General features: G+C 39.1%; 10 protein-coding genes. All 10 read right to left on the bottom strand.

What is annotated here, in order from left to right:
• Positions 1–64: 64 nt before the first annotated feature.
• Positions 65–976 (bottom strand): sensor histidine kinase, encoded by a 912-nt coding sequence (locus tag ACYSNQ_RS11380; RefSeq protein ID WP_426083412.1) that lies wholly within the window; start codon positions 974–976, stop codon positions 65–67.
• On the bottom strand, positions 961–1635 hold the full coding sequence (locus ACYSNQ_RS11375) for a response regulator transcription factor (RefSeq protein WP_426083410.1): 675 nt from the start codon (positions 1633–1635) through the stop codon (positions 961–963). Before ACYSNQ_RS11375 ends, ACYSNQ_RS11380 begins: the two co-directional genes overlap by 16 nt.
• A 368-nt stretch (positions 1636–2003) precedes the next feature.
• On the bottom strand, positions 2004–3368 hold the full coding sequence (gene rlmD, locus ACYSNQ_RS11370) for a 23S rRNA (uracil(1939)-C(5))-methyltransferase RlmD (RefSeq protein ID WP_426083408.1): 1365 nt from the start codon (positions 3366–3368) through the stop codon (positions 2004–2006).
• A gap of 463 nt (positions 3369–3831) precedes the next feature.
• Positions 3832–4905, bottom strand: coding sequence for a diacylglycerol kinase (locus tag ACYSNQ_RS11365; protein ID WP_426083406.1), 1074 nt, complete (start codon positions 4903–4905; stop codon positions 3832–3834).
• Between the two features lie 18 nt (positions 4906–4923).
• Complete coding sequence (gene gatB / locus ACYSNQ_RS11360) at positions 4924–6354, bottom strand: Asp-tRNA(Asn)/Glu-tRNA(Gln) amidotransferase subunit GatB (protein WP_426083404.1); 1431 nt, start codon at positions 6352–6354, stop codon at positions 4924–4926.
• Positions 6354–7823 carry an Asp-tRNA(Asn)/Glu-tRNA(Gln) amidotransferase subunit GatA gene (gene gatA, locus ACYSNQ_RS11355; RefSeq protein WP_426083402.1) on the bottom strand — a complete coding sequence of 490 codons (1470 nt, stop codon included), beginning with the start codon at positions 7821–7823 and terminating at the stop codon, positions 6354–6356. The genes gatB and gatA overlap by 1 nt, the downstream gene beginning before the upstream one ends.
• Positions 7823–8128 (bottom strand): Asp-tRNA(Asn)/Glu-tRNA(Gln) amidotransferase subunit GatC, encoded by a 306-nt coding sequence (gene gatC / locus ACYSNQ_RS11350; RefSeq protein WP_426083400.1) that lies wholly within the window; start codon positions 8126–8128, stop codon positions 7823–7825. Before gatC ends, gatA begins: the two co-directional genes overlap by 1 nt.
• A 174-nt stretch (positions 8129–8302) precedes the next feature.
• The gene (ligA, locus tag ACYSNQ_RS11345; protein WP_426083398.1) at positions 8303–10339 is read right to left on the bottom strand and encodes an NAD-dependent DNA ligase LigA; all 2037 of its coding nucleotides are present in this window, start codon (positions 10337–10339) and stop codon (positions 8303–8305) included.
• Positions 10340–10351: 12 nt separating this feature from the next.
• On the bottom strand, positions 10352–12595 hold the full coding sequence (gene pcrA, locus ACYSNQ_RS11340) for a DNA helicase PcrA (protein WP_426083396.1): 2244 nt from the start codon (positions 12593–12595) through the stop codon (positions 10352–10354).
• Between the two features lie 183 nt (positions 12596–12778).
• On the bottom strand, positions 12779–13975 hold the full coding sequence (locus ACYSNQ_RS11335) for an EpaQ family protein (protein ID WP_426083395.1): 1197 nt from the start codon (positions 13973–13975) through the stop codon (positions 12779–12781).
• Between the last annotated feature and the right edge of the window lie 212 nt (positions 13976–14187).

The raw sequence follows: 14187 nt of genomic DNA, 5'->3' as shown, positions 1-14187 counted from the left end.
ATAGGCTATCATATAAAAGTGTTCAGTTCGTTTCGAAAAAATCACAGTATTGAAATATTTAACTTCATAATAATAAAAAAATTGAGAACGTACTTCCACTTCCTTTAGCCGATTTCACTTTTATATAGCCTTGTTCCATTTGAATTATTTTTCGTGCTAAATATAATCCAACACCAATACCATCACTGTTTTCAACATCTAGAGAGCGGTAAAAGCGTGAGAAAATCTTTCCTTGCTCCTCTTCTGATATCCCTATCCCTGTATCAATTACATCTATCCGGGCAAACATTTGGTATGGAATAACACGAATGGTTACATTCCCACCTTTTGGCGTATACTTTATGGCATTGTCTACAATATTAGAAACTGCTTCAATTGTCCATTTCAAATCAAATTCTGCAGATACAGAAGTCGGTTCTATCGTTAATTTAACCGCTTTTTTCTTTGCGGATGAAGTGAACTGCTGACCTATTGCTTGAAGAATAAGATTGATATTCTCTTTTTTGCTGTTAATAGTAATCATGTCAGTTTCCAGCCGTGCTGTTTTTACTAATGACTGAATAAGAAAATCTAATTTTTGGGCTTGTTCTTTTACAATGGATAACTCATTAGAACAGCTGTCGACTTGTTCAGTTATTAATTCTGTATACAGCAATATGTTAGAAATCGGAACTGCACTTTGATGGGAAATATCTGTAATCAGCATGTGAACAGCTTCTTTTTGCTTTTCAAGTTTTAAAACAGAGGCCTCTTTTGCTAAAACATAATGCTTCAAAGAATTTTCTAAATATGAGCATTTCGTTTCATCGAATGTTATATCCGAAAATTTCCCATTCATGGATGAATCGACCATCTCCTGCAATACATCTATCAATTTGTTTTCCCGTTTTCTATAATATAACCTCATCATAAAAAACAAAACTGTTATTGCCGAAAGTATTAAGATTAAAGCTATCCTTATTACATTATTGTCCATGTATAGCCAACTCCATATACTGTTTTGATATATTCCCGATTTTTTGCTTCATATTCAAGTTTATCTCTCAATCTTTTTATACTTACTGTTAATGCATGTTCATCCACATATTCACTGTCTCCATCCCAAATTTTATCTATTAAGTATTCTCTCTTCACTGTTGCGCCCTTATTTTCTATCAAAATTCTTAATAATTTTTGCTCAGTTTTACTTAGTTCTACAGAAATGCCCTGAACAAAAAACAGCATTTTATCAAAATTAAAATTGAATGTATCTGTAACGTACTGGGCAGGAGACAAATTTTGTTGTCTCAACTGTACCTCAACACGTGCACGCAGTACCATCAAACTAAACGGTTTTGTGATGTAGTCATTGGCTCCTAACTCCAATCCCACTACGATATCTAATTCCGAGTTATTTGAGGTAATAATTATTATTGGCATATCATATTTTTGCCGTAGCTCCTTGAGAAAATCTAAACCATTCCCATCTGGTAAGTGAACGTCCAGCAAAATCAGCTGTATACTATTTTTATTTAATACTTCTCTAGCTGATTTTATCGTTTGGCACTGAATAAAGCTGATGCTATCTTTTTTTAAAGACAACCTGATTCCATCATTTAATTTTCTGTCATCCTCGATAATTAGAATTGTATTCATTTTTAAACTCCATCCGTTTAATTTAACTATGGTAGTATAGTTCATTTTAAGTTTATTTGATTAATTTATTATCTTTTTTGATAAGACTGTAAAAACTAATATATTGAATAAAAGCAGCATTTTCGCCCAGTATAAGGTAAACCACTCGTTAGGCTTTTATGGAAATGCTAAAGACTCTCTTAGCTCTCCTTTAACTATTACTAAATAACTCTATTTTACATGAATCCATCATACTGAGCTATATCGATTTAAGCTTGCTTTTATAATTCCTTTCTTAAATCTTTAAATAATCACACTCTACTTGCATCTTTCATCTGAACTAATCAAAAAAAGGAACCTGGGTTTACAGGCTCCTCATTTTCATTTTTCTATTTTCTTTCCAACAGTGTTACAGATTCTACATGGTGCGTTTGTGGGAAGAGATCCACCGGCTGAATCTTTTTCACTTCGTACTCTTCATTAAACTGTTTTAAATCTCTTGCCAGGGTTGCCGGATTACAAGAGATATAGATAATTCGTTCCGGCTTCATTTCCATTGATGTTTCAATAAAAGCAGTTGTTAGACCTTTTCTTGGCGGGTCAACGACCAATACAGTCGGATGAATTCCAGTTTCTTTCAATTTCTGCATCACCTTCTCAGCAGCACCAACTTTGAATGTCGCGTTTTCGATGCCATTGGTAAAGGCATTAATTTTCGCATCATCAATCGCTTCTTTAACGATTTCTACACCATAAACCTGCTTCACACGGTCAGCCATTGACAACCCAATGGTTCCAATACCGCAGTAAGCATCAATTACGATATCCTCTTTTGTCAAACCGGCAAAGTCCATTGCTGTCTGATAAAGGTACTCAGTCTGCTCAGTATTCACCTGATAAAATGAAGGAGCCGAAATACGGTAGGTTTTTCCAAGCAGCTGATCTTCGATGTATTCTTTGCCGTACAGCACTTTAGACTCTTTACCTAAAATAACATTTGTCTGATCTGGATTAATATTTTGAATAATTGAAACTACTTCCGGAAGCTCTTTAAGAATCTCTTCGACAATTTGCTCATGCTTAAAGATTTTTCCAGTTCTGGTTACTAGTACCACCATCATCTGATGAGAATAATGTCCACGGCGAATAATAATGTGCCGCAGGTTTCCTACGTGTGATTTTTCGTCATAAATTTTCACGCTGAAACGTCCCAAAATATCACGAATGGTTAATATGGCCTGATCGATTACCGGATCCTGAATATAGAAATCCTGAATCGGCACTAAATCATGGCTATTTTTTCTGTAAAAACCTGTTTCCAGCTGTCCATCAATTTTCCGAACAGGAATCTGGGCTTTATTACGATAGCCTTTCGGCTCGGCCATCCCAATCGTTGGAAGCACAGGTACGTCCGGCAATTTACTGATTTTGCTTAAAACATTTTCCAGTTGTCTCTGTTTGAATAAAAGCTGTGCCTCATAGGTCATATGCTGTAAAGGTGCAATTCCTGTCCGCAGCAAGCTCTCATCGGTTAACGCAACTCGATCCGGACTTTCTGTCAGACGTTCCAAAACTTTTCCATAGCCAAACTTGTTTCCTACTTTCAGCACCAGTACTTTTACTTTTTCTCCCGGTAAGCTATTTTCAATAAATAATGGATAATGATCTACTTTTCCAACACCAAGCCCTTCATGGGTCAGGTCAATAATTTCTATTTCAATTGTCTCATTCTTTTTTACAGGATATGTCTTCATAATTAGCCCCTTCTTTTTATCGCTTGTTTCATTCTAATGAAAAAGTATCAGAAAAGCAACCAGCTTTCAATTAAGTCTGAAAGTTTCTCATCATATAAATAGGACAGGAGATAATCAGTTTTCACTTCTTCCTTTACTCTAAAACCGAATAAACAGTATCCCAGTCTTTGCATGCTTCGATGACTGGAACGTAGCGAGAACGTTAGACGCGCTTGCAGGAACCTATCTCTTTGCTAAATGAAGTCTTTGGAAATAAGCCGAATAAGTCCCAAAATAGGAAAAACTCCAAGTATATCTCAAGCAACAGCAACTCGGTTCTCAGAGTTGAATACTTTTTTGATAATCTCGTTCTGCTTTTCTAACTCTTTCTTACAGAAAAAAAAACCGAGACATTTTCTAAAAAATGTCTCGGAACGCAATCAATTATGTTTGTGTGCTGGTTATTTCAATCAGCAATAGGCTATTACTTTTCAACTGTTTCATCTTCTTTACCAGCTATTTTTCCGTCTCCATCAATATCCTGGTCAGTTAACCGTTCTACCTCTTTAACGAAATCCTTCGTGATTTCCTGATAATCACCGTCATCCTCCGACGTATCATCTTCAGCGCCAATCACAGCTTCCGAAGGAATATCATCTAAATTGGCAAACATCTCAATATGCTGATGCAGATTCTTAAAGGTCATCGGTGCTTCGCCGCCATATTCACCGTCAAGATTAATCAGCATACGGTTTTCTTCATCCAATGTTTCCGCATGAAGATAATTTGTTTTTGTATAGATTACCCGATTATCCTCTACATGCTTCCCGCCATTCATCATCAGAGCAACCAGATGAACAATTTCAAAGATATTGGCTGTTTTAACAATAATAAGAGAGAACTTTCCATCGTCCAGCTTTGCGTCCGGAGCAATTTGCTCAAAACCGCCCACAGAGTTAGTCAATCCTAGAAAGAACATTGAAGCATTTCCTTCATAAACTCCTTCATCATAGGTCATCCGCATCCGAATTGGCTTGACTCTAGGCAGCATTTCCGCTCCCTTTACAAGATAAGCAAGATAGCCAAAGATGCTTTTCAACTCTGAAGGAACCTCATAAGTTAATTCAGTTAGATGACCGCCAGCAGCAATATTGATGAAATAGTTCTCTGCTGCTTTGCCTATATCCATCTTAACTGTCTGGTTTTTCTTAATAACCTTGGCTGCTTCCAAAATGTTGTTTCTTGGAATTTTTAGTGCCCGGGCGTAATCATTGGTGGTGCCGGCGGGAATGACTGCCATCAGCGGACGGTTATCAAGAGGTGCAATCCCGTTCACAACCTCATTAATCGTTCCATCTCCACCAGCAGCCACAATCAAATCAAATCCTTGTAAAGCGGCCCTTCTAGCTTCATTTTTTGCGGAATCCGGTTCTGGTGTTGTCGCAAAAGAGCTTGCTTCGTATCCAGATTCCTCCAATACATTCAGAATATCCGCCAGATTTCTTTTCACCAGCTCTTTTCCTGATTTTGGATTATAAATGACTCTTGCTTTTTTCATATGCTGTCAGCTGCTTTCTTATCGTTTGGCTAACTCTTCTTGCAATAGCTTATTCACGATGCCCGGATTAGCCTTGCCTTTGGTCGCTTTCATAATTTGTCCAACAAGGAAACCAACCGCACGGTCTTTTCCATTTTTAAAGTCATCAACAGACTGTTGATTGTTATCCAGTACTTCATTGATGATTGGCAGAAGTTGTGCAGGATCAGATAATTGAACCAAACCTTTTGCTTCAACGACTTCTTTTGCAGCTCCGCCGTTTTCAATCAGTTCTTTAAAGACTGTTTTCGCAATTTTTGAACTGATTGTACCATCAGCAATCAGCTGAATCATTTCAGCGAGATTTTCCGGTGTCAGTTTTGTATCAAGCAGCTCCATCTTTTCACTGTTCAGATAAGCCGAAACCTCACCCATTAACCAGTTGGAGGCTTGCTTTGAATCGGCTCCAGCAGCTAATGTGTCTTCGAAAAAGTCAGACATTTCTTTTGTTAGTGTTAAGACCATTGCATCATATTCCGGTAAGCCCAGCTCTTCAACATAACGTTGACGTCGAGAAGCCGGTAGTTCAGGCAGACTTTCCCGCACCTTTTCAATCCATGCATCATCAATGACAAAACGAGGAATATCAGGCTCAGGGAAATAACGATAATCGCTTGATCCTTCTTTTACACGCATTAATAGAGTTTTGTTGGTTGCTTCGTCAAAACGGCGTGTCTCCTGTTGGATTTCTCCGCCGGAAAGTAAAACCTTTGCCTGACGTTTCTCTTCAAAAGCCAATCCTTTTTTTACAAAGCTCATGGAGTTCAGATTTTTCAACTCTGCTTTTGTACCAAATTCTTCCTGACCATATGGACGTAGAGAAATATTGGCATCACAACGCATAGAGCCTTCTTCCATCTTCACATCAGATACTTCCGTAAACAGAATAATTGAACGTAGTGCTTCCAAATAAGCATAAGCTTCCCCAGGAGAACGCATGTCAGCTTCAGAAACAATTTCAATCAGTGGTGTTCCCTGACGATTTAAATCCACATAAGAGTACCCGTCTGTTCCATGGATATTTTTCCCAGCGTCTTCTTCTAAATGTACGCGTTCAATACGAATAATTTTCTTTTCGCCTTCGACTTCAATTTCAATCCAGCCGTCATGACCGATAGGCTGATCAAATTGAGAAATCTGATAAGCTTTCGGATTATCCGGATAAAAATAATTTTTACGGTCAAAATGAGTATCTTTGGAAATTTGACAATTTAATGCCAGTGCAGCTTTCATTCCGAACTCTAAAGCTGTTTTATTCATAACAGGCAATACCCCAGGATATCCCCAGTCGATGACAGTTGTGTTACTATTTGGTTCAGCGCCAAAATGAGCTGGAGCCGGTGAAAAGATTTTAGAGTTTGTTTTCAATTCTACATGGACTTCTAAACCAATAACTGTTTCAAAATTCATTAATCGTTCCCCCCTAAAATCACTGGTTTCTTTTTATGAAAATCGGTTGCCTGTTCAAATGCATAGGCAGCCTTGTACATTGTTTGTTCATCAAAGGCTTTCCCAATCAGCTGCAGACCAACCGGCAGACCTTCTGAAAATCCCGCTGGAATAGACATCCCAGGCAGACCAGCCAAATTAACAGGGATAGTCAAAATATCATTCATATACATTGTAATCGGATCATTGATGTTTTCACCAAGTCCATAAGCCACCGTAGGAGCTGCTGGTCCAATGATTAAATCATAATCTGCAAATACCTTGTCAAAATCACGCATAATCAGTGTCCGAACCTGACCCGCTTTCTTAAAGTGTGCATCATAATAACCTGCACTTAGCGAGAAGGTACCAAGCATAATCCGGCGTTTCACTTCCATACCGAAGCCTTCTGTCCGTGAGTTAACATAGACATCTTCTAAATTCTGGACATTTTCTGAACGGTAGCCATAGCGGATGCCGTCAAAACGCTGCAGGTTAGAGCTGGCTTCTGAAGAAGCAATAATATAGTATACAGCTACACCATATTTAGAGTGCGGCAGGCTAACTTCATCAATTGTTGCTCCTAAAGCTTTGAAGGTATCGACGGCTTTCATTATTGCTTCCCGAACATCTGGAGCAACGCCTTCGCCTAAGTACTCTTTTGGAAGAGCAATTTTCATTCCCTTGATGTCTCCTGTTAATCCTTCTGTAAAATCAGGAACAGAAGCGCCGGCGGACGTGCCGTCTTTTGGATCAAATCCGCTAATTGCATTTAATGCCAATGCATTATCTTTAACGTTTCTAGTCAGTGGTCCAATTTGATCGAGACTGGAAGAAAATGCAATCAGTCCATAACGGGAAACCCGGCCATAAGTGGGCTTCATTCCTACAATACCATTAAACGCAGCTGGTTGACGGATACTTCCGCCTGTATCACTCCCCAAAGAAACAGGAATCTGGCCGGCTGCTACTGCTGCTGCTGAACCGCCGGATGAACCGCCGGGAACCTTAGTCGCATCCCAAGCATTTTTAGTTTTCTTGAAAGCAGAATTTTCTGTACTTCCGCCCATAGCAAATTCATCCATGTTTAGTTTTCCAACAGGAATCAAATCAGCCTGATACACTTTATCCATAACTGTAGCATTATAAATAGGATTAAAGTTATGCAGTATTTTAGATGCTGCGGTTGTTCTGATATCTTTCGTTACAATATTATCCTTAATACCAATTGGAATTCCGGCAAGAGGATTTGACTCAGTAATTCCTTTGCGGTCAATTGCCTCAGCCAAGTTCATTGCCTTTTCTTCATTAAGGGTAATAAAAGCATCGACGTCTTTTTCAGTCTCTTTGATGCGGTCTAATGTAGTTTTTGTCAAATCGACTGCTGTAATCTCCCTTGATACAAGCAGATCATGCAGCTCTGTTAATGATTTATCATGTAATTTCGCCATTATGCACCAGCCTCCCCGTTGTCCATGATTGCCGGCACTTTAATATAACCGTCCTGTGAATCAGGTACATTTCTCATCAAATCAGTTCTATCTGTTCCCGGCACTGACTGATCTTCTCTCATCACATTAATTGTTTCAACAACATTTGACGTAAAAGGAACGCCTTCCGTATCCACTTCCTCAAGAAGTTCAACCATATCGATTATTTTCCCTAACTGTTCAGTAAAACCTGTCAGTTCTTCTGGTGAAAATGACAGCTTTGCCAGCTTGGCCACATGCTTTACTTGTTCTTCACTGATTGCCATAAATACCCTTCTTTCCTCTATAAGTGCGAGTGTTCGTCTTAAAAAGACATTTTTTTATATTCTATCATAAAAAATATCTGATATTTGAAAGAGATACAGAAAAACATGAAAATCTTCTGATTTCTTTATTTCTTACTTCTATTTAGCTGGCTGCTGAAGTGCCGAAGCCAATTTTTATTCTACATGGCTGTTATCCAATGCTTCTACCATCTGAGCTTCCGACCAGACTTCCACACCTAGACTCTCTGCTTTAGCAAGCTTGCTTCCAGCTTCTGCTCCAGCCACAACGATATCTGTTTTTTTCGATACGCTACCCGTGACCTTCCCGCCTAAACTTTCAATTTTTTCTTTTGCTTCTTCTCGATTATATTTTTCCAGCTTGCCAGTCAGTACAACCGTTTTATCCTTAAAAGGAGACTCAACTGCTTCCAGCTGTGCAGCACGCAGCCCTTTATATTCCAGATTTACTCCAGCCTGTTCCAGTTCGCTCATCAGCTCATGAACTTCTTCATTTTCGAAGTAAGTTACTAGACTATCGGCAATAATTTCACCAATAGAATCAAGAGCAACCACCTCTTCTTTCCCAGCTGCAGCTATTGTACGTAAATCACCAAAATGTTCAGCTAGTACTTTCGCAGCTTTCGCACCAACATGACGAATTCCTAATCCAAAGATTAACCGCTCTACAGAGTTACCTTTACTTGCCATAATTGCTGTGTAGATATTATGTGCTGCTTTCTCCTTAATTTTGTCCAAAGTCATTAACTGTTCTTCTGTCAGAAAATATAAGTCGGCAACATCTGCAACTAATTCCTTATCGTACATCTGCTCTAAAACACGAGGACCCAGACCATCAATATTCATGGCATTTCTTGAGACAAAGTGACTAAGACCTTCTTTAATTTGAGCCGGACATTTTGGATTGATACAACGTAAAGCAACCTCTTCATCTAAATGTACCAGCTCGCTGTCACAGATAGGACAATGAGTAGGCGCTTCAAATGCCTTGCTGTCTGCTGGACGCTTGTCTACAAGTACCTGAGAAACCTCTGGTATAATATCTCCGGCTTTGTAGATAATCACATGATCCTTTAAGCGAATGCCCTTCATGTTGATGAAATCAACATTATGAAGGCTAGCCCGGCTAACAGTAGTTCCAGCGACACGTACAGGGGTCATTACTGCTGTTGGCGTCACCACTCCTGTTCGGCCAATCGTCCATTCGATATCCTCAATAACTGTTTCGGCCTCTTCTGGCGGAAACTTATAAGCGATTGCCCAGCGTGGTGCTTTTACAGTGAAGCCTAGTTCATCCTGAACGGCAAAATCATTAACCTTAATAACAATACCATCAATCTCATAGGGCAGCTGTTCCCGTTTTTCATGATATTCTTCGATATACCGCCATACCTCATCGATATCCTTGCATAACGTTCGCTCCGGATTTGTCCGCAAACCAATTTCTCCCAGCTCATTTAGCGCATCAAACTGTGTTTCAGCCTCCATAGGTCCGAAATCAGCCACTGTATATAAAAATGTACTCAAGTTTCGCTTTGCTGTAATAGCCGAATCCAGCTGCCGTAGACTACCTGCTGCCGCATTTCTTGGATTAGCAAAAATATCCTGTCCGGCTTCTTCCCGTTCTTTGTTAAGGTTAACGAATGATTTCTTAGGCATGTAGCACTCTCCACGGACTTCAATAGAGATGGGACGCTTCAGCTTTAAAGGAATCGATTTAACGGTTTTCAAATTTTCAGTAATGTTTTCACCTACTGTCCCGTCTCCCCTCGTTGCTCCTTGAACGAAATTCCCATTTTCATATTTGAGAGAAATAGCTAAACCATCGATTTTCAGTTCACAGCAGTAGCTGACTTGTTTGCCAGCCAGTTTCTGAACCCGTTCATCAAATGCATAGATATCTTCTTTTGAAAAACCATCGTTCAAGCTGTACATCGGTACCTCATGAGTTACTTTTTCAAAGCCGGCAAGAATCTTGCCTCCAACCCGCTGAGTAGGCGAATCAGAGGTAATCAAATCCGGGAAGGCTTCTTCTATGTCTACCAGCTCCTGATACAGCCGATCATAAACATAGTCTTCTACTGTTGGCTGATCTTCTACATAATATTCATGGGAATAATTGTTCAGCTGTACCCGTAATTCCTTTGCGCGTTCTGTTGCATCACTTAAAGTCAACGGCTGATTTTTTTCCATCTAACTAACCTCCTAGATTTTCTCTATTGGAGCAAAAGCTGCCAGTAAACGCTTGATTCCCTTTTCTGGAAAAGCAATATCCAGCTCTAAGTCTTTGCCTGTGCCGCCAACTCTGACAATGGTTCCTGTTCCCCAGGCTTTATGCTTCACCTTATCTCCGGCATTCCAATCCAGTGCTTCGCCCCCACTGGCTGTTTTTGCAGAAACCGATTTCTGTACCGGTTGGTTATAAATCGGCTTAAATATTTTAGGATCACGTGCAGGCACTGCTCTCTGCTGCGCAGCGAAATCAATTCCCCGACGATCAAACAGTTCCTCTTCAATTTCCTCTAAAAATCGGCTTGGTCGATTATACTGTGTTTTTCCATATAGAGTCCGGGAGTAAGCGTTAGTCATAAACAATACTTCTTCTGCTCTTGTAATGCCTACATAAGCCAGACGCCGTTCTTCCTCCAGCTCGCTTTCCTCAAGCATCGCACGAGATAGCGGGAAAATCCCTTCTTCCATACCAATTAGGAACACCACTGGAAATTCCAAACCCTTGGCTGCATGAAGAGTCATCAGTGTTACTTGAGAAGAACTTTCTTCTAAGTCATCAATATCTGATACCAGTGCTAAATCGTTTAGAAAAACCGCTAATTTTTCTTCCGGTGCTTCAGCATTTTCCTCGTCCTGCTGAGCATAACGCTTATCGAACTCCTGTGTAACTGTCAGAAACTCATCCAAGTTTTCCAGACGTGACTGAGATTCCAAATTATTCTGTCTAATCAAGTCATCCTTGTAGCCGCTGCGGTCTAATATTTCTTTAACCAGCTCCGTAATTGTCAAGTAAGGAATCATTTGAGTTAATTCTTGAATCATCAATCCAAACCCGCCTAACTCCTTGCCTGCCTTTCCAGAAATGTTTGCAAGCTCAACATTTTGAGCAGCTTCCAGCATTGGCCAGCCGTGCATATCTGCAAATTGTCGAAGCTTTTCAATCGAGGTTTTTCCAATTCCCCGTTTTGGAGAATTGACAATCCGTTCAAAGCTTAGCGAATCCATAGGATTAGAAAGGATATTTAAATAACCAAGAATATCCTTAATTTCTTTCCGGTCATAGAATTTATGCCCGCCGACCATTGTATACGGAATATTTGATTTCAACAGCATTTCTTCCATTACACGTGACTGAGCATTGGTTCTATACAAGACTGCAAAATCACCATAAATCCGTTCGTTTTCCTGTATTTCTTTTTGTATCTGCTGGACAATGAACTGAGTCTCATCCCGCTCGCTGTTCCCTCGGTAATATACAATTTTTTCCCCGTCCAGATTGTCAGTCCATAAGTTTTTATCTTTACGGTTTCTATTATTTTGTATCACGTTGTTTGCTGCTGCCAAAATTTTCTTGGTTGAACGGTAGTTCTGTTCTAAAAGAATGACAGAGGCGTTGGGGTAGTCAGTTTCAAAATCAAGAATGTTCTGCATATCAGCTCCCCGCCAGCCATAAATGCTTTGATCCGCATCTCCTACAACACAAAGATTGCGAAAACGTTCCGCCAGCATATTAACAAGCATGTACTGCGCATGGTTCGTATCTTGATACTCGTCTACATGAATATAGTGAAACTTGTTTTGATAGTATGCTAGCGTATCTGGATGTTCTTCAAACAACCGAATCGTATTCATAATCAAATCATCAAAATCCATACACTGATTGTTTCGAAGCTCTCTTTGATAAAAAGCATAACATTTGGCTGCGATTTCCTCATAAAGACTCCCCTGAAGCTTCGCCATTTTTTCCGGTGTCTGCAAGGCATTTTTCGCATTGCTGATGGTCCCAAGAATTGTCCGCGGATCGTACTTCTTTGGGTCAATATTCAATTCTGCCAGTACCCGCTTCATCAGTGTCCGTTGTTCTGAAGAATCAATAATCGTAAAATTTCGATTATAACCAATCTGATCAATATCCCGACGAAGAATCCGCACACACATCGAGTGAAAAGTCGAAATCCAAACATCTTCTCCTCCATGCTCCATAAGGCGTACAACCCGTTCCTTCATTTCTTTTGCAGCTTTATTCGTAAAGGTAATCGCCAGAATATTCCAGGGATTCACTCCTTTTTCTTCTATCAAGTAAGCAATTCGATGTGTCAGCACTCTGGTTTTGCCGCTGCCGGCGCCGGCCATCACTAAAAGAGGTCCTTCCGTATGAAGAACAGCTTCTGCTTGTCTAGGATTCATTCCCTGAACCAAGGTATTCTTTGGAGCCATTTCAACGTCCTCCCTTTAATTTCAATCCTTACTATTATACCAAAAGTAGCCCTGAAATTCTCTAAAAACAATTACTCTGATAGGATTTTATTCTAAAAACGCTTAAATACCAAATTAGCTAAGAAAACAAAAAAGACAGCGCGTAAAACAGCCGCTGTCCAGACTTACATTATAAATGAACCATTAAATTTCGATGTCAGTACTTTCTGCTTTTGCCGCTTCAGCTACACGCTCATTTGAAACTGGTAATTCAGCTTCATTTGATTGGCTGATAAAGACAGCTAAGAAAATAAACAGAAGAGATATCCAATGGAAAGAATTTAGGTAGTTTTCCATAAACGCATGAAGACCCACCATCAGAAAAGCGGATAAGCTAATAACCTGATTTATCGAATATTCTTTCTGCTTTCGCCAAAACAAGAGACCTAAGATACCGCCAAAAAGAAGAATATAGCCGATTAAGCCATAGGCACCTAAAACATCAAGATACGCATTGTGTGCAGGTAAATTGAGTACAGGATCGTGAAATGTTCCTTTCATTCCAATAAGTATGCTACTAGTAGAGTTCTTCCATGCTCTGAAAAAGTACATCCAAATATCTACACGTCCGCTAAATGATGTTCCAAATCCATCAAAAGCGACAACAACATAGGAAATTACTGGAGCAAAAATAAACAGACCACTATAGATACTTAGCCAAAAATTTCTTTTTTTTGCGATTTTTTGAATAGCCGGTACAAATTTGATTATAAACATAAGAGCAACAAAAATGAAGAGGGCAATCATCGAAGTCCATGATTTACAAAGTAAAACAGTCATCATAGCAACAACAGCAAGTATCAATTGAAAAATCACGGTATATTCTGTTTCCAATTTATCCAGCATAATAATTCCCAGCATTGTTACAAAGAGTACTGAACCAGCTATTAGATTTACATTCATCCACAAAGAACTGCTGCCAATTTCAAATGTTGCCAAAATCATTTTTACCAAAGCAATAACCGAATACAAACTACTAAAACCTAAAAAAGTAAAACAATATTTCTTATCCATTTTTACTTTGCTGCCAAAAAATATGAAAGCTAAAACAAATGGAATTTGTGAATAAAAACGGAGGTAACCCATATTGTCTTGATAAAAAATAATAGGCACTGCCATCAATATAGTAATAAATCCAGTCCATAACCAATCTTTTTTAGTAAAGTCAGACAGAGAGGTCCCTAGTATAACTAAAAAGGCAATAGTAAAAATTGTCCCTATATGCTGACTAGCTGCACTAGTCAGTATACCGTAGCCGCTCCAGACTACTGCACAGGTGGCCACCATGAGGAACAGCGACACAAGCTTCGCAATCTCTTTGACACGTATTTCTTCTTTCATTTTCAACATCCTAACATCCTTATTTTGTTAATTCGGTTATAAACCAGTTTTCATTTATCAAACATTTAAAAATAAAAAATAGAGCTATGTATTTCTGATTTATTACCTTTTTTCCTTATCTAGCTTAACAAACAATCATCCAACACACCAGACCAAAAAAGATTTTTTTGTAAAAAATCGCAAATAAATTTCAAAACAAAAAAACATTTATA

The sequence above is a fragment of the Enterococcus sp. LJL51 genome (assembly GCF_054871795.1).
This window is presented reverse-complemented; position numbering and strand designations above follow the sequence as displayed.